Here is a 14462-nt window from a genome sequence, read left to right as displayed (position 1 = left end):
TAAACGAAATTAACACACATCATTATAAAGGAGGAATTGAACATGCCAAGAAAAGGCCCTGTTCCGAAACGTGATGTACTTCCAGATCCGGTGTACAACAGCAAATTAGTAACACGTTTCATTAACAAAGTTATGTACGATGGTAAAAAAGGCATTGCTGAAACTATCGTATATGATGCATTCGAAATTATTCGTTCCAAAATGGGTCAAGACCCAATGGAAGTTTTTGATCAAGCATTGAAAAATGTTATGCCTGTACTTGAAGTGCGTGCTCGCCGTATCGGTGGTGCGAACTATCAAGTGCCAGTTGAAGTTCGTGCTGATCGCCGTCAAACCCTCGGTATTCGTTGGGTTGTAAATTATGCTCGTCTTCGTGGTGAACGCACTATGAAAGAACGTTTGGCAGGCGAATTGATGGACGCTTTCAACAATGCAGGCGCTGCAATCAAGAAAAAAGAAGATACTCATAAAATGGCAGAAGCTAATAAAGCATTTGCTCATTATCGTTGGTAATAAGAGGTGACAACTGTGGCAAGAGAGTTTTCCTTAGCAAAAACTCGTAATATCGGTATCATGGCTCACATCGATGCTGGTAAAACAACAACTACAGAACGTATCCTCTACTATACAGGTATCGTTCACAAGATCGGCGAAGTACATGAAGGCGCTGCTACGATGGACTGGATGGAGCAAGAGCAAGAACGTGGTATCACAATCACTTCTGCTGCAACAACTTGTCAATGGAAAGAACATCGTATCAATATCATCGATACTCCTGGTCACGTTGACTTTACTGTAGAAGTAGAACGTTCTCTACGTGTACTTGACGGTTCTGTTGCGGTGTTCAGTGCTAAAGGTGGCGTTGAACCTCAATCCGAAACAGTATGGCGTCAGGCTTCTAACTACGGCGTACCTCGTATCGCTTATGTAAATAAGATGGATACTGTAGGTGCTGACTTCTTCAACGTAGTTGACATGATGAAAGCTCGTTTGGGTGCAAATTCCGTAGCTATTCAAGTACCAATCGGTGCTGAAGATACTTTTGAAGGCATCATTGACTTGATGACTATGAAAGCGGAAATTTATAAATCCGATGACGGTAAAGAATATGAAATCACTGATATCCCTGCTGAATATCAAGAAGTAGCAGAAGCTCGTCGCGAAATGATGATCGATGCTATCGCTGAAACAGATGATGATATCATGATGAAATATTTGGAAGGCGAAGAAATTTCTGTGGAAGAATTGAAAGCGGCATTGCGTAAAGCTGTTATTGCTAACCAATTATTCCCAGTTCTTTGCGGTTCTTCCTATAAAAATAAAGGTGTTCAAATGTTATTGGATGCTGTTATCGATTACATGCCAGCTCCAATCGATATCCCACCTATTAAGGGTGTTGTTCCTGGTACTGAAGAAGAAACAACTCGTCCTTCTTCCGATGAAGAACCATTCTCTGCGTTGGCATTCAAAATCATGGCTGACCCTTATGTTGGTAAATTAGCGTTCTTCCGTGTGTACTCCGGTACATTGGAATCCGGCTCCTACGTTTTCAACTCCACTAAAGGTAAAAAAGAACGTATCGGTCGTATTCTTCAAATGCACGCTAACTCCCGTAAAGAAATCGAACGCGTATATTCTGGTGACATCGCTGCGGCGGTTGGCTTAAAGGATACTACTACAGGCGACACATTGTGTGATGAAAAATCTCCTGTAATTCTTGAGTCCATGGAATTCCCTGAACCAGTTATCTCCGTTGCTGTTGAACCTAAAACAAAAGCTGACCAAGAAAAAATGGGTACAGCTCTTGCTCGTTTGGCAGAAGAAGATCCTACTTTCAAAGTTCGTACTGATGAAGAAACAGGTCAAACTATTATCTCCGGTATGGGCGAACTTCACTTGGATATCATCGTTGACCGTATGAACCGTGAATTCAAAGTAGATTGTAACGTAGGTAAACCTCAAGTAGCATACCGCGAAACTATCCGTAAAGCTGTTAAGGCTGAAGGTAAATTCGTACGTCAATCTGGTGGTCGTGGTCAATATGGTCACTGCTGGTTGGAATTGATTCCTCAAGAACCAGGTGCTGGCTTCGAGTTTGAAAACAAGGTTGTAGGTGGTGCGATTCCTCGTGAATACATCGGACCTGTTGAAAGCGGTGTTAAAGAAGCTATGGAATCCGGTGTTATCGCTGGGTACCCTATGGTTGATGTTAAAGTTATCGTATTTGATGGTTCCTACCATGACGTTGACTCCAACGAAATGGCCTTCAAAATTGCTGGTTCTATGGGCTTCAAAGAAGGTGCTCGCAAAGCAGATCCTGCATTGCTTGAACCATACATGGCTGTAGAAGTAGACGTTCCTGAAGAATATATGGGCGACGTTATCGGTGACTTGAACTCTCGTCGTGGTCGCATGGACGGCATGGAAGCTCGTAATGGTTCCCAACATATCAAAGCATATGTTCCATTGAGCGAAATGTTCGGTTACGCAACTGACCTTCGTTCCAAAACGCAAGGCCGTGGTAACTACTCCATGACATTCGATCATTACGAAGAAGTTCCTAAGAAAATTGCTGAAGAAATTCAAGCAAAGAAAAACGGTTAATCTCATATTAGATTAATAGAATTACTATTTTCCTCGGAGGATAATTTAAAATGGCAAAAGAAAAATTTGAACGTACGAAACCGCATGTTAACATCGGTACAATCGGTCACGTTGACCATGGTAAAACTACTTTGACTGCTGCAATCACTAAAGTATTGGCTGAAAAAGGTCAAGCTGACTTCCAAGATTACAGCATGATCGATAAAGCTCCAGAAGAACGCGAACGCGGTATCACAATCAACACTGCACACGTTGAGTATGAAACTGCTAACCGTCACTATGCACACGTTGACTGCCCAGGCCATGCTGACTATGTTAAAAACATGATTACTGGTGCGGCTCAAATGGACGGCGCTATCTTGGTTGTATCCGCAGCTGACGGCCCTATGCCTCAAACTCGCGAACACATCTTGTTGGCTCGCCAAGTTGGTGTTCCTGCAATCGTAGTATTCTTGAACAAAGCTGACATGGTTGACGATGAAGAATTGATCGAATTGGTAGAAATGGAAGTTCGTGAACTTCTTTCTTCCTACGAATTCCCTGGCGACGAAGTACCTATCGTTGTAGGTTCCGCGTTGAAAGCTTTGGAAGGCGATGCTCAATATGTAGCTAAAATTGACGAATTGATGGACGCTGTAGACTCCTACATCCCAACACCAGTTCGTGACACTGATAAACCATTCTTGATGCCTGTGGAAGACGTTTTCACAATCACTGGTCGTGGTACAGTAGCAACTGGCCGTGTTGAACGTGGTCAAGTAAACGTTGGTGATACTGTTGAAGTAGTAGGCTTGAAAGAAAAAGCTGAACAATATGTAGTAACAGGTCTTGAAATGTTCCGTAAAGTGTTGGATTCTGCAGTAGCAGGTGACAACGTAGGTGCATTGCTTCGTGGTGTTGATCGTAAAGACATCGAACGTGGTCAAGTATTGGCTAAACCAGGCTCCATCAACCCACACACAAAATTCAAAGCAGAAGTATACGTATTGACTAAAGAAGAAGGTGGCCGTCATACTCCATTCTTCTCCAACTACCGTCCACAATTCTACTTCCGTACAACAGACGTAACAGGTGTTGTAAACCTTCCTGAAGGTGTAGAAATGTGTATGCCTGGCGATAACGTAACAATGGAAATCGAATTGATTACTCCAATCGCTATCGAAGAAGGTCTTCGCTTCGCGATCCGCGAAGGTGGCCATACAGTAGGCGCTGGCGTAGTAACAGAAATCGAAGGTTAATTTAACCTTTTATGCTCATCGTAGAATGCGTTGAGCACAATACATGCAGCACTCAGAGCGGCAGATAATGCCGCTCTCGTGTTGTGTTTTTAAACTATGAAGTAGAAGGTTGCCTCTGCGGAGGAGAATTTCTATGGAGCAGCCCATTCACGAAATGGACGACAGGAGGAATTATTAATAATGGCTAAACAGCAAAAAATCCGTATTCGCCTTAAGGCATACGACCACAAAGCTCTCGATCAAAGCGCTGCTAAGATCGTAGACACTGCAAAAAGAAATGGCGCTATGGTATCTGGTCCGATTCCATTGCCAACAGAAAAGAATATCTTCACAATTCTTCGTTCTGTACACGTAAACAAAGATTCTCGTGAACAATTCGAAATGCGTACACATAAACGCTTAATCGATATTCTTGAACCAAATTCGAAAACAGTAGATGCTATCACTCGTTTAGATTTACCAGCTGGTGTATCTATTGAAATAAAACTATAAGGAGGTGCGATAATGTCTAAAGCTATTTTGGGTAAAAAATTAGGAATGACACAAGTCTTCACAGCTGAAGGCCAATTAGTTCCTGTAACAGTAGTGGAAACTACCCCAAGCGTTGTAGTGCGCGTAAAGACTGTAGAAACAGACGGCTACGAAGCAGTACAAATTGGTTACGGTTCCATTAAAGAAAAACATTTAACAAAACCTGTAAAAGGTCAGTTCGACAAAGCTGGCGTAGCTCCAGTGAAATATCTTCGCGAAGTTCGCGTAGCTAATGCAGCTGACTACACAGTAGGCCAAACTCTGGCAGCTGATATCTTCGCAGAAGGTGAATTGGTGGACGTAGTGGGTACAGGTAAAGGTAAGGGTTTTGCTGGCACAATTAAACGCCATAACTTCTCCCGTGGTCCTGAAACTCATGGTTCTAAATCTCACCGTGAACCTGGTTCCATCGGTCCTATGATCTCCGGTGGCGGCGGTAAGGTATACAAAGGTAAAAAACTCCCTGGACAAATGGGTGGTTACAGAGTTACCGTACAACGCTTATCCGTTGTGAAAGTTGATGCTGAACGTAACCTTTTATTGGTTAAAGGTGGTATCCCAGGCGCTAAAGGTAGCTTGGTTATGGTTCGCAACACGGTTAAACCTGTTAAATAATCATTTGTCGAAAGGAGGATTATGTAATGCCTACAGTAGCAACATATAATCAATCCGGCGTTAAAGTCGGTGAAATACAGTTAAACGATGCAGTATTCGGCGTTGAAGTTAACGAAGCCGTAATGCATCAAGCCGTAGTTCGTCAATTGTCTAACGAACGTCTCGGCACACATGCAACAAAAACTAGAGGTATGGTTCGTGGCGGTGGCCGCAAACCTTGGAAACAAAAAGGTACTGGCCGTGCTCGTGCAGGCTCCAGCCGTTCCCCAATCTGGATCGGTGGTGGTACTACATTTGGTCCACAACCTCGCAGCTATTACAAAGCTATGCCTCGTAAGGCTAGACGTTTAGCAGTTAAATCTGCTCTTAGCGATAAAGTGAATAATAGCGAATTATACGTTTTGGAAGAAATCACATTAGCAGCTCCTAAAACAAAAGAAGTGTTGAACATTATTAACAGCTTCAACGTTGGTGATGCAAAAGTATTGTTCATCACTGAAGGTGATGTAAATGTTGAACGTTCCGCTCGTAATATCCAAGGTGTTAAAGCTTTGGCTTGCGAAGGTATGAACATTTTCGATCTTCTTCATTACGATAAGCTCTTCATTACTAAAGGCGCTGTCGCAAAAATCGAGGAGGTGCTCGGATAATGCAATTACATGATGTACTAATCCGCCCGGTTATTACCGAAAAATCCACTATGCTTATGGAAGAAGGCAAATACACTTTCCGTGTGCCTTTGACTGCAAATAAAGTGCAAATCCGTCAAGCAGTTGAAAAAATCTTCAATGTAAAAGTAGAAAAAGTAGCTACTATTCGTGTTTTAGGTAAGACTAAACGCATGGGTCGTACACAAGGTAAACGTAGCGATTATAAAAAAGCTATCGTAACCTTAAAAGCTGGCGAATCCATTGAATTCTTTGAAGGTGTCTAAGAGTCTAGTTGTAAGGAGGCCCACTAATGGCAATTAAATCATTTAAACCGTACTCCGCTGGTCGCCGGTTTATGACAGTATCCGCCTTCGACGAAATCACAGCAAGCAAACCAGAAAAATCCTTGCTCGCTAAGATTTCTCAAAAAGGTGGTCGTAACAATACTGGTAAAATGACAGTTCGTCACCAAGGTGGCGGTCACAAACGTCAATACCGTATTATTGACTTCAAACGTACTAAAGATAATATTCCAGCTAAAGTAGCAACAATTGAGTATGATCCTAACCGTTCTTCTCGTATCGCTTTGCTTAACTACGCTGATGGTGAAAAACGCTACATTTTAGCTCCTAACGGTCTAAAAGTTGGTGACGTTGTATTCTCCGGTCCTGAGTCTGATATTAAACCTGGTAACTGCTTACCATTGGCTAATATTCCAGACGGTACACAAATCCACAATATCGAATTGAAAATCGGTAAAGGTGGTCAAATCGTTCGTTCCGCTGGTACATCTGCTCAATTGATGGGTAAAGATAATGGCTACGCTATTCTTCGTTTACCATCTGGTGAAATGCGTCGTGTTCGTCAAGAGTGCCGTGCAACAATTGGTGTTGTTGGTAACGCTGACCACAGCAACCTTGTAATTGGTAAAGCTGGTCGTCATCGTTGGATGGGTGTTCGCCCTGGCAACCGTGGTGTTGTAATGAACCCTTGTGACCATCCACATGGTGGTGGTGAAGGTAAATCTCCTGTTGGTCGTAAACATCCTGTTACACCTTGGGGCAAACCAGCACATGGTGTTAAAACTCGCGACAAGAAAAAAGCTTCTAACAGCTTAATTATTAAACGTCGTACAAAATAGGATAAAGGAAAGGAGATAAAATAGTGTCCAGATCTATTAAAAAAGGCCCTTTCGTAGCAGATCATTTGCTTAAGAAAGTTGAAGCTTTAAACGAAACTAACGAAAAGAAAGTTGTAAAAACCTGGTCCCGTGCCTCTACTATTATCCCAAGTTTTGTAGGCCACACAATTGCTGTGCATGATGGTCGCAAACATGTACCTGTATTCATTACAGAAGATATGGTAGGTCATAAATTAGGTGAGTTCGCTCCTACACGTACTTATAGAGGTCATGGTAAGGACGAAAAATCTACAGGCAAAAAATAGGAGGAAATAATACATGGAAGCAAAAGCAATCGCTAGACATATCCGAATCGCGCCTCGTAAAATCCGTATCGTTGCAGATTTAGTGCGCGGTAAAAACATCGGCGAAGCATTTGCCATCTTGAAGTTCACTCCGAAAGTTGGCGCTGATGTAGTAGAAAAAGTTATGCGTTCTGCAATCGCAAACGCTGAACATAATTTCGATATGAATGTTGACAATCTTTACGTATCCGAGATCTTCGTTGATCAAGGCCCTACATTAAAACGCATTCATCCTCGTTCCCGTGGTCAAGCTTTCAAAATTTTGAAACGTACTAGCCACGTAACAGTAGTAGTTAAAGAAAGAGCTTAAGAAGGAGGGAAACAGAGTGGGTCAAAAAGTTAATCCACACGGTTTGCGTGTCGGTATCGTAAAAGATTGGGACGCAAAATGGTATGCAGATAAAGATTTCGCTGCTAATCTTCATGAAGACGTAAAAATTCGTAACTTCTTGAAAGAAACCCTTTTCATTGCTGGTATTTCCCGCATTGAAATCGAGCGTACAAATAAACGTATTAAATTGACTATCCACACTGCGAAACCAGGTATGGTTATCGGTCGTGGTGGTGCTGGTATCGAAGATATCAAAAAAGCAATGACTCGTTTCACTGATAAACAAGTGGACGTTAACATTGCAGAAATTAAACAAGCAGACATGGATGCAACATTAGTTGCTGAAAACATTGCGGGCCAATTGGAACGTCGTATCGGCTTCCGCCGTGCAATGAAACAAGCTGTAGGTCGTACAATGCGCTTAGGTGCAAAAGGTATTAAAATCATGGTAAGCGGTCGTCTTGGCGGTGCTGAAATCGCTCGTAGCGAATCCTATCGTGAAGGTTCTATTCCTTTGCATACACTTCGTGCAGACATCGACTACGGTACTGCTGAAGCTCATACAACATATGGTTGTATCGGCATTAAAGTATGGATTTACAAAGGTGAAGTTTTGCCAGAAGCAAAACAAGCACCTGCTAAGAAGGAAGAAGGTGGCAAGTAATGCTTATTCCAAAGCGCGTAAAACATCGTAAGCAATTCCGCGGCCGTATGAAAGGTCGTGCTATGCGCGGTAATACAGTGTCTCATGGTGAGTTCGGCTTGGTAGCATGCGAACCATCTTGGATCACTAACCGTCAAATCGAAGCTGCCCGTATTGCTATGACTCGTTATATCAAACGTGGTGGTAAAGTATGGATTAAAATCTTCCCTGACAAACCAATCACAGCTAAACCAGCTGGTACTCGTATGGGTTCCGGTAAAGGTTCTCCTGAATACTGGGTAGCAGTGGTTAAACCAGGTCGTGTAATGTTTGAAATGGACGGTGTGCCAGAAGCTACAGCTCGTGAAGCTATGCGTCTTGCAAGCCATAAACTTCCAATCAAATGCAAATTTGTTGTTAAGGGTAAAGAATTGGGTGGTGACGTAAATGAAGGTTAATGACATTCGCAATATGAGCGCTGCCGAAATGGAACAAAAAGTTTCCGGTCTTAAGGAAGAGTTATTTAACCTCCGTTTTCAGCTTGCAACAGGTCAATTAGAAAATCCTATGCGCATTCGTGAAGTTAAGAAGACAATCGCTCGTATTAAAACTGTACAACGTGAAGTTGAACTTAAATCTGAAAACGCATAATAACAGATTTGTTAAAGTTTGAAAAGGAGGCTTAAAATCGTGGCAGAAGAAAGAAACGTACGTAAAGTCCGCGTAGGTAAAGTTGTTAGCGACAAAATGGACAAAACTGTTGTTGTTGCTGTGGAACGTAAAGTACCTCACGCATTATATAACAAGCCAATGGTTAGCACAAAACGCTTCAAAGCTCATGATGAAAATAATGAGTGTCAAATTGGCGATACAGTTAAAATTGTAGAAACTCGTCCACTTTCTAAAGATAAATGTTGGAGAGTTGTTGAAATTCTTGAAAGACAAAAATAAGAGTGATGTAAGGAGGAATAGACGATGATCCAGCAACAAACAATTTTGAATGTTGCCGACAACACTGGTGCTAAACGTATTATGTGCATCCAAGTCATGGGCGGTTCTTATCGCAAATTCGGCAATATCGGTGACGTAATCGTTGCTTCTGTAAAAGATGCATCACCCGGTGGCGTTGTCAAGAAAGGCGACGTAGTTAAAGCTGTTATTGTTCGTTCTAAAAAAGGTATCCGCCGTCAAGACGGTTCCTATATTCGTTTCGATGAAAACGCAGCAGTAGTTATTAAAGATGACAAGACCCCTCGTGGTACTCGTATCTTTGGACCTGTAGCTAGAGAACTTCGTGAAAAAGACTTCATGAAAATCGTTTCTTTGGCTCCAGAAGTATTATAAGAAGGAGGAACGCAGCATATGGCTAAGCTACAAATCAAAAAAGGCGATACAGTTGTTGTTATCTCCGGTAAAGATAAAGGTAAGCAAGGTACAGTTATCGCAACTGAACCTAAAAAAGAACGCGTATTTGTTGAAGGCGTTAACACTGTAAAACGTCACACAAAACCTTCCCAAGCTAACCCACAAGGCGGCATCGTTACTAAAGAAGCTGGCATTCATGTTTCTAACGTAATGGTTGTCGACCCAGAAACTAAAACAGCTACTCGTATCAAAAAGGTAGAAGGCAAGGACGGTAAATTCGTTCGCGCTACTGTTAAATCCGGTACAGTACTTAAATAATCAGGAAAGGAGGAGCTACATAAATGTCTCGTTTGTTTGAACAATACAACTCTGAAATCAAAAAGAGTATGCAAGAAAAATTCCAATACGGCAATGTAATGGAAATTCCTAAATTGGAAAAAATCGTTATCAACATCGGCGTAGGTGATGCAGTAGGCAATGCAAAAGCATTGGAAGCAGCAGTTAATGACTTGACTATTATTGCTGGTCAAAAACCTGTTATCACAAAAGCTAAAAAATCCATTGCGAACTTCAAAGTTCGTGAAGGCATGGCGTTGGGTACAAAAGTTACTCTTCGTGGCGAACGCATGTATGAATTCCTTGATAGATTGATCAATGCGGCATTACCTCGTGTACGTGACTTCCGCGGTATCAGCGCTACTGCATTCGATGGCCGTGGTAACTACGCTTTGGGTCTTAAAGAACAGCTCATCTTCCCTGAAATCGAATATGATCAGGTAGAACGTGTTACTGGTATGGATATCATTATCGTAACAAGTGCTAAGACAGATGAAGAAGCTCGTGAATTGTTGACTCAATTCGGTATGCCTTTTGAAAAATAATAGGAGGAACATATAGATGGCTAAAAAATCTATGATTGAACGCGAAAAGAAACGCGCTAAAATCGTTGAAAAATATGCAGCTAAACGTGAAGCGTTAAAAGCAGCAGGTGATTATGAAGGCTTATCCAAATTACCAGCAAATGCATCCCCAACACGCTTGCACAACCGTTGCAACTTAACTGGTCGTCCTCACGGCTATATGCGTAAATTCGGTATCAGCCGTATTGCGTTCCGTGAATTGGCGTACAAAGGACAAATTCCTGGTGTTAAAAAAGCCAGCTGGTAATATTAGACGAGAGGAGGTTTTTAGATTATGGTAATGACCGATCCTATCGCGGATATGCTTACGCGCATCCGTAATGCAAACGCTGCACTTCATGAAACGGTAAACATTCCTGCATCTAGAATGAAAGCAGCCGTTCTTGACATCCTTTTACAAGAAGGCTTTGTAAAGAACGTTGAAAAAGAAGAAAACACTTTAAAAGTAACTTTGAAATATGGTTCCAATAACGAGAAAGTTATTACAGGAATTAAACGTATTTCCAAACCAGGTTTACGTGTTTACGCGAAAAAGGAAGAACTTCCTCGTGTACTTGGTGGTTTGGGTATCGCAGTTATTTCTACGTCCAAAGGCGTTATGAGCGACAAACAAGCTCGTAAAGAAGGTCTTGGTGGCGAAGTAATCGCATACGTTTGGTAATAGTAGCAATAGGAGGTAGAAATAATGTCACGTATCGGTAGAATGCCTATCGAGATCCCTGCAGGCGTTACTGTTACATATGATAACCATCATATGAACGTAAAAGGCCCTAAAGGTGAATTATCTCGCGATTTGCATCCAGATATGAATATCACTGTAGAAGGTAACACAATCACAGTAACTCGTCCTTCCGACGATAAAAATCATCGTTCCCTTCACGGTTTGACTCGCGCTCTTGTTGCTAATATGGTAACAGGCGTATCTGAAGGATTTACAAAAACTCTTGAAATCAACGGTGTTGGTTACAGAGCGGCTAAACAAGGCAATAAATTAGCTCTTACACTTGGCTTCTCTCATCCAGTAGAAATGGAAGCTCCAGCTGGTATTACAATCGACGTTCCAGCTCCTAACAAAATCGTTGTGTCTGGTGCAGACAAAGAAGTTGTAGGTGCAGTAGCAGCTGATATCCGTAAATGGAGAAAACCTGAACCTTACAAAGGTAAAGGTATCCGCTATGAAGGCGAAGTTGTTCGTCGCAAAGCTGGTAAAGCTGGTGCAAAAGGTAAATAGTAATATCATCTATATGAATGAAAGGAGTGAATATCTTGCCTCGTAAATCTAGTAGAAATATCGCTCGAGCAAAACGTCATCTTCGTATTCGCCGTCACATCTCTGGTACGGCAACTTGCCCACGTTTGAACGTTTACCGTTCTTTGAGCAACATTTACGCACAAGTAATCGATGACGTAGCAGGTACAACTTTGGTTGCTGCTAGCTCTTTAGATAAAGATTTGAACTTATCCTATGGTGGTAACGTAGCCGCTGCTAAAGCTGTTGGTGAAGCAGTTGCTAAAAAAGCTATCGCTAAAGGCATTGACACTGTAGTGTTTGACCGTGGTGGTTACATTTACCACGGCCGCGTAGCAGCCCTTGCAGAAGGTGCTCGTGAAGCAGGCTTAAAATTCTAAGAAGGAGGAACTATAGACATGGCGAGAATTGACTACACCAGTCTTGATCTTAAAGAAAGAGTAGTATTCATCAACCGCGTAGCCAAAGTAGTTAAAGGCGGTCGTCGTTTTTCCTTCAGCGCTCTTGTAGTTGTTGGTGATGGCAACGGTTATGTAGGCGTTGGCTTAGGTAAAGCAGCGGAAGTACCAGAAGCAATTCGCAAAGGTATCGATGATGCTAAGAAAAATATTGTAAACGTAGCTATTAAAAATGGTACAATCCCTCACAGCGTAACAGGCGTATTCGGTGCAGGCCGCGTATTCTTGAAACCAGCTGCTGAAGGTACTGGCGTTATCGCTGGTGGCCCTGTTCGTGCCGTATTGGAATTAGTAGGTGTTCGTAACATCTTGACTAAATCTTTGGGCTCTTCTAACCCTAACAATATGGTTCGCGCTACAATCGAAGGTTTGAAAGATTTGAAACGCGCTAGCGAAGTTGCTGAGCTTCGTGGTAAAACCGTTGAAGAAATCTATAACGCGTAATAAGGAGACAAGAAATGGCACAAGTTAAAGTAACATTAACAAGAAGCTTAATCGGTCGTCCTGAAGATCAACGCGCGACAGTTAAAGCTTTGGGCTTGAAAAAAACTAATTCTCAAGTCGTAAAAGAAGTAACACCTCAAATCGAAGGTATGCTTCATAAAGTTAGACATTTAGTAAAAGTTGAAGAAGTTTAATACTGATAAGGAGGTGCACTGAATGAAACTTCATGAATTACAACCAGCAGCTGGTTCTAAAAAAACTCGTACTCGTGTAGGCCGTGGTTTAGGTTCTGGCTTGGGTAAAACATCTGGTCGTGGTCAAAAAGGTCAAAACTCCCGTTCTGGCGGTGGCGTTCGCTCCGGTTTTGAAGGCGGCCAAATGCCTCTTTATCGTCGTTTACCAAAACGCGGTTTCAACAACAGCGTTTTTGCTAAACAATATGCTGAAGTTAACGTAGCACAATTAAATCGCTTTGAAGATGGTGCAACAGTTGATCCAGTAGCTCTTATTGAAGCTGGCATTTTGAAAAATGTACGCGATGGTATTCGTATTTTAGGTAACGGCACATTGGAAACTAAAAACTTGACTGTTATCGCTAATGGCTTCACTAAAGCTGCTGAAGAAAAAATCACAGCAGCAGGCGGAAAAGTTGAGGTGATCTAGGGTGCTAGATAGCCTCTCGAACATCTTTAAGATTACTGAGTTACGTAACAAGATTTTGTACACATTGATGATGTTTGCTGTGTTTAGAGCCGGCATTCACATCCCAGTACCAGGTGTAGATGCATCTGTTATCGAATCCTTGTTTACATCCGGTAACCTATTTGGTCTATTAGACTTGTTTGCTGGTGGTGCGCTAAGTAAGTTCTCTATCTTTGCGATGAGTATTACCCCTTACATTAATGCTTCCATCATCATGCAACTGCTTCAGTCTGTAGTTCCTCAGTTTGAAGCATGGAGTAAAGATGGTGAAGACGGGCGTAAGAAAATAGCGAAGGTAACTCGTTATGGCACCGTAGTCCTTGGCTTTGTACAAGCCGCTGGTATGGCATTTGCTCTTAGAGCAAACAACGCTTTGGTAAATAATGATTTCCTTAGCGTATTCGTTGTGGCCATCATCCTCACAGCAGGCACATGTTTGTTGATGTGGATTGGTGAGCAAATCACAGCATATGGTATAGGTAATGGTATTTCCTTGATCATCTTTGCTGGTATCGTAGCTCGATTGCCAGATGGTCTCGAAACTATTTATCAATATATCCAAAACGGAACCATTAACATGTTCCAAGCATTCTTATTTGCTGTAATTGCACTTGCGATGATCGCTGTCGTAGTGGCAGTTACACAAGGCCAACGTCGCATTCCTATCCAATACGCAAAACGCGTAGTAGGGCGTAAAATGTACGGTGGTCACTCTACATTCTTGCCGTTGAAAGTCAATCAGGCAGGTGTAATCCCAATTATCTTTGCGTCATCTGTGTTGATGTTCCCTGTAACAATTGCACAATTTATTGACAATGAATTTGTTCATAAAGCTGCTGATTTATTTACATGGGGGACGCCGTTACAAACGGCATTGTATGCGATATTGATCTTTATCTTTACGTATTTCTATACTGCAATCTCTATCAACATTACAGATATGGCAGATAATATGAAAAAATACGGTGGTTTTATCCCAGGTATTCGTGCGGGTAAACCAACTGCTGATTATGTGGATAACGTGATGACCAAGATCACTTTGGCTGGCGCTGTATTCTTAGCTGTCGTTGCTATTATACCGAATTTCCTCGGTAGTATAACCGGCGTCCAAGGCGTATACTTTGGTGGTACGGCTCTTCTTATCGTTGTAGGTGTAGCACTTGATACAATGCAACAAATTGAGTCGCTCATGGTAACACGCCACTATAAAGGCTTTGTGAAATAGGA

At 42.1% G+C, this 14462-nt stretch carries 25 protein-coding genes; all 25 read left to right on the top strand.

Features of this window, described 5'->3' with window-relative positions; translation table 11 throughout:
• Positions 1-42: 42 nt before the first annotated feature.
• Positions 43-513 (top strand): 30S ribosomal protein S7, encoded by a 471-nt coding sequence (gene rpsG / locus ACGHIY_RS07840; protein ID WP_004693556.1) that lies wholly within the window; start codon positions 43-45, stop codon positions 511-513.
• Between the two features lie 15 nt (positions 514-528).
• The gene (fusA, locus tag ACGHIY_RS07835) at positions 529-2604 is read left to right on the top strand and encodes an elongation factor G (RefSeq protein WP_004693557.1); all 2076 of its coding nucleotides are present in this window, start codon (positions 529-531) and stop codon (positions 2602-2604) included.
• A 50-nt stretch (positions 2605-2654) separates the two neighbouring features.
• Positions 2655-3842: an elongation factor Tu gene (gene tuf, locus ACGHIY_RS07830; RefSeq protein ID WP_012864763.1), complete on the top strand. Its 1188-nt coding sequence runs from the start codon at positions 2655-2657 to the stop codon at positions 3840-3842.
• 180 nt (positions 3843-4022) lie between these two features.
• Complete coding sequence (gene rpsJ / locus ACGHIY_RS07825; protein ID WP_004695100.1) at positions 4023-4334, top strand: 30S ribosomal protein S10; 312 nt, start codon at positions 4023-4025, stop codon at positions 4332-4334.
• A gap of 12 nt (positions 4335-4346) precedes the next feature.
• Entirely contained in the window at positions 4347-4988 is a 642-nt protein-coding gene (gene rplC, locus ACGHIY_RS07820) for a 50S ribosomal protein L3 (protein ID WP_004695102.1), read from the top strand.
• Positions 4989-5014: 26 nt separating this feature from the next.
• Positions 5015-5638, top strand: coding sequence for a 50S ribosomal protein L4 (gene rplD, locus ACGHIY_RS07815; RefSeq protein ID WP_004695105.1), 624 nt, complete (start codon positions 5015-5017; stop codon positions 5636-5638).
• Positions 5638-5922, top strand: a complete 285-nt coding sequence (rplW, locus tag ACGHIY_RS07810) for a 50S ribosomal protein L23 (RefSeq protein WP_004695108.1) — start codon at positions 5638-5640, stop codon at positions 5920-5922. The genes rplD and rplW overlap by 1 nt, the downstream gene beginning before the upstream one ends.
• Positions 5923-5948: 26 nt before the next feature.
• Complete coding sequence (gene rplB / locus ACGHIY_RS07805) at positions 5949-6779, top strand: 50S ribosomal protein L2 (RefSeq protein ID WP_004695109.1); 831 nt, start codon at positions 5949-5951, stop codon at positions 6777-6779.
• A gap of 23 nt (positions 6780-6802) precedes the next feature.
• Positions 6803-7084, top strand: coding sequence for a 30S ribosomal protein S19 (gene rpsS, locus ACGHIY_RS07800; protein WP_004695110.1), 282 nt, complete (start codon positions 6803-6805; stop codon positions 7082-7084).
• Between the two features lie 13 nt (positions 7085-7097).
• Positions 7098-7433, top strand: coding sequence for a 50S ribosomal protein L22 (gene rplV / locus ACGHIY_RS07795; RefSeq protein ID WP_004695112.1), 336 nt, complete (start codon positions 7098-7100; stop codon positions 7431-7433).
• Positions 7434-7449: 16 nt separating this feature from the next.
• Positions 7450-8118, top strand: coding sequence for a 30S ribosomal protein S3 (gene rpsC / locus ACGHIY_RS07790; RefSeq protein WP_004695113.1), 669 nt, complete (start codon positions 7450-7452; stop codon positions 8116-8118).
• The gene (gene rplP, locus ACGHIY_RS07785; RefSeq protein ID WP_004695114.1) at positions 8118-8555 is read left to right on the top strand and encodes a 50S ribosomal protein L16; all 438 of its coding nucleotides are present in this window, start codon (positions 8118-8120) and stop codon (positions 8553-8555) included. The genes rpsC and rplP overlap by 1 nt, the downstream gene beginning before the upstream one ends.
• On the top strand, positions 8545-8748 hold the full coding sequence (gene rpmC / locus ACGHIY_RS07780) for a 50S ribosomal protein L29 (RefSeq protein WP_004695115.1): 204 nt from the start codon (positions 8545-8547) through the stop codon (positions 8746-8748). The genes rplP and rpmC overlap by 11 nt, the downstream gene beginning before the upstream one ends.
• Before the next feature lie 39 nt (positions 8749-8787).
• Entirely contained in the window at positions 8788-9048 is a 261-nt protein-coding gene (gene rpsQ / locus ACGHIY_RS07775; RefSeq protein ID WP_004695116.1) for a 30S ribosomal protein S17, read from the top strand.
• A gap of 24 nt (positions 9049-9072) precedes the next feature.
• On the top strand, positions 9073-9441 hold the full coding sequence (rplN, locus tag ACGHIY_RS07770) for a 50S ribosomal protein L14 (protein ID WP_004695117.1): 369 nt from the start codon (positions 9073-9075) through the stop codon (positions 9439-9441).
• An 18-nt stretch (positions 9442-9459) separates the two neighbouring features.
• A complete protein-coding gene (rplX, locus tag ACGHIY_RS07765) occupies positions 9460-9780 on the top strand; it encodes a 50S ribosomal protein L24 (RefSeq protein ID WP_004695118.1) in 321 nt (106 codons plus the stop codon).
• Between the two features lie 23 nt (positions 9781-9803).
• Positions 9804-10343 (top strand): 50S ribosomal protein L5, encoded by a 540-nt coding sequence (gene rplE / locus ACGHIY_RS07760; RefSeq protein ID WP_004695119.1) that lies wholly within the window; start codon positions 9804-9806, stop codon positions 10341-10343.
• Positions 10344-10359: 16 nt separating this feature from the next.
• Positions 10360-10629 carry a 30S ribosomal protein S14 gene (rpsN, locus tag ACGHIY_RS07755; protein ID WP_004695122.1) on the top strand — a complete coding sequence of 90 codons (270 nt, stop codon included), beginning with the start codon at positions 10360-10362 and terminating at the stop codon, positions 10627-10629.
• A gap of 27 nt (positions 10630-10656) precedes the next feature.
• Positions 10657-11043, top strand: coding sequence for a 30S ribosomal protein S8 (gene rpsH, locus ACGHIY_RS07750; RefSeq protein ID WP_004695128.1), 387 nt, complete (start codon positions 10657-10659; stop codon positions 11041-11043).
• A 24-nt stretch (positions 11044-11067) separates the two neighbouring features.
• Complete coding sequence (rplF, locus tag ACGHIY_RS07745) at positions 11068-11613, top strand: 50S ribosomal protein L6 (RefSeq protein ID WP_004695131.1); 546 nt, start codon at positions 11068-11070, stop codon at positions 11611-11613.
• A 17-nt stretch (positions 11614-11630) separates the two neighbouring features.
• Positions 11631-12011, top strand: a complete 381-nt coding sequence (rplR, locus tag ACGHIY_RS07740) for a 50S ribosomal protein L18 (protein ID WP_005385510.1) — start codon at positions 11631-11633, stop codon at positions 12009-12011.
• Between the two features lie 18 nt (positions 12012-12029).
• Positions 12030-12533 carry a 30S ribosomal protein S5 gene (rpsE, locus tag ACGHIY_RS07735; protein WP_004695136.1) on the top strand — a complete coding sequence of 168 codons (504 nt, stop codon included), beginning with the start codon at positions 12030-12032 and terminating at the stop codon, positions 12531-12533.
• Between the two features lie 14 nt (positions 12534-12547).
• Positions 12548-12727, top strand: a complete 180-nt coding sequence (rpmD, locus tag ACGHIY_RS07730) for a 50S ribosomal protein L30 (protein WP_004695138.1) — start codon at positions 12548-12550, stop codon at positions 12725-12727.
• Positions 12728-12749: 22 nt separating this feature from the next.
• A complete protein-coding gene (gene rplO, locus ACGHIY_RS07725) occupies positions 12750-13196 on the top strand; it encodes a 50S ribosomal protein L15 (RefSeq protein ID WP_004695141.1) in 447 nt (148 codons plus the stop codon).
• A gap of 1 nt (position 13197) precedes the next feature.
• Positions 13198-14460 carry a preprotein translocase subunit SecY gene (gene secY / locus ACGHIY_RS07720; RefSeq protein ID WP_004695143.1) on the top strand — a complete coding sequence of 421 codons (1263 nt, stop codon included), beginning with the start codon at positions 13198-13200 and terminating at the stop codon, positions 14458-14460.
• Positions 14461-14462: the final 2 nt, after the last annotated feature.

Source organism: Veillonella parvula, from assembly GCF_042850485.1.
GTDB lineage: Bacteria > Bacillota > Negativicutes > Veillonellales > Veillonellaceae > Veillonella > Veillonella parvula_Q.
This window is presented reverse-complemented; position numbering and strand designations above follow the sequence as displayed.

Excerpts from the sequence above, each read along its gene's own strand:
- rplC (WP_004695102.1), top strand. The coding sequence starts at position 4,347 with ATGTCTAAAGCTATTTTGGGTAAAAAATTAGGAATGACACAAGTCTTC.
- rpmC (WP_004695115.1), top strand. The coding sequence starts at position 8,545 with ATGAAGGTTAATGACATTCGCAATATGAGCGCTGCCGAAATGGAACAA.
- rpsH (WP_004695128.1), top strand. The coding sequence starts at position 10,657 with ATGGTAATGACCGATCCTATCGCGGATATGCTTACGCGCATCCGTAAT.
- rplF (WP_004695131.1), top strand. The coding sequence starts at position 11,068 with ATGTCACGTATCGGTAGAATGCCTATCGAGATCCCTGCAGGCGTTACT.
- rpsG (WP_004693556.1), top strand. The coding sequence starts at position 43 with ATGCCAAGAAAAGGCCCTGTTCCGAAACGTGATGTACTTCCAGATCCG.
- rplW (WP_004695108.1), top strand. The coding sequence starts at position 5,638 with ATGCAATTACATGATGTACTAATCCGCCCGGTTATTACCGAAAAATCC.
- rplO (WP_004695141.1), top strand. The coding sequence starts at position 12,750 with ATGAAACTTCATGAATTACAACCAGCAGCTGGTTCTAAAAAAACTCGT.
- rplP (WP_004695114.1), top strand. The coding sequence starts at position 8,118 with ATGCTTATTCCAAAGCGCGTAAAACATCGTAAGCAATTCCGCGGCCGT.
- rplX (WP_004695118.1), top strand. The coding sequence starts at position 9,460 with ATGGCTAAGCTACAAATCAAAAAAGGCGATACAGTTGTTGTTATCTCC.
- rpsN (WP_004695122.1), top strand. The coding sequence starts at position 10,360 with ATGGCTAAAAAATCTATGATTGAACGCGAAAAGAAACGCGCTAAAATC.
- rpsJ (WP_004695100.1), top strand. The coding sequence starts at position 4,023 with ATGGCTAAACAGCAAAAAATCCGTATTCGCCTTAAGGCATACGACCAC.
- rplN (WP_004695117.1), top strand. The coding sequence starts at position 9,073 with ATGATCCAGCAACAAACAATTTTGAATGTTGCCGACAACACTGGTGCT.
- tuf (WP_012864763.1), top strand. The coding sequence starts at position 2,655 with ATGGCAAAAGAAAAATTTGAACGTACGAAACCGCATGTTAACATCGGT.
- rplV (WP_004695112.1), top strand. The coding sequence starts at position 7,098 with ATGGAAGCAAAAGCAATCGCTAGACATATCCGAATCGCGCCTCGTAAA.
- rpsE (WP_004695136.1), top strand. The coding sequence starts at position 12,030 with ATGGCGAGAATTGACTACACCAGTCTTGATCTTAAAGAAAGAGTAGTA.
- rplE (WP_004695119.1), top strand. The coding sequence starts at position 9,804 with ATGTCTCGTTTGTTTGAACAATACAACTCTGAAATCAAAAAGAGTATG.
- rplD (WP_004695105.1), top strand. The coding sequence starts at position 5,015 with ATGCCTACAGTAGCAACATATAATCAATCCGGCGTTAAAGTCGGTGAA.
- rplB (WP_004695109.1), top strand. The coding sequence starts at position 5,949 with ATGGCAATTAAATCATTTAAACCGTACTCCGCTGGTCGCCGGTTTATG.
- rplR (WP_005385510.1), top strand. The coding sequence starts at position 11,631 with ATGAAAGGAGTGAATATCTTGCCTCGTAAATCTAGTAGAAATATCGCT.
- rpmD (WP_004695138.1), top strand. The coding sequence starts at position 12,548 with ATGGCACAAGTTAAAGTAACATTAACAAGAAGCTTAATCGGTCGTCCT.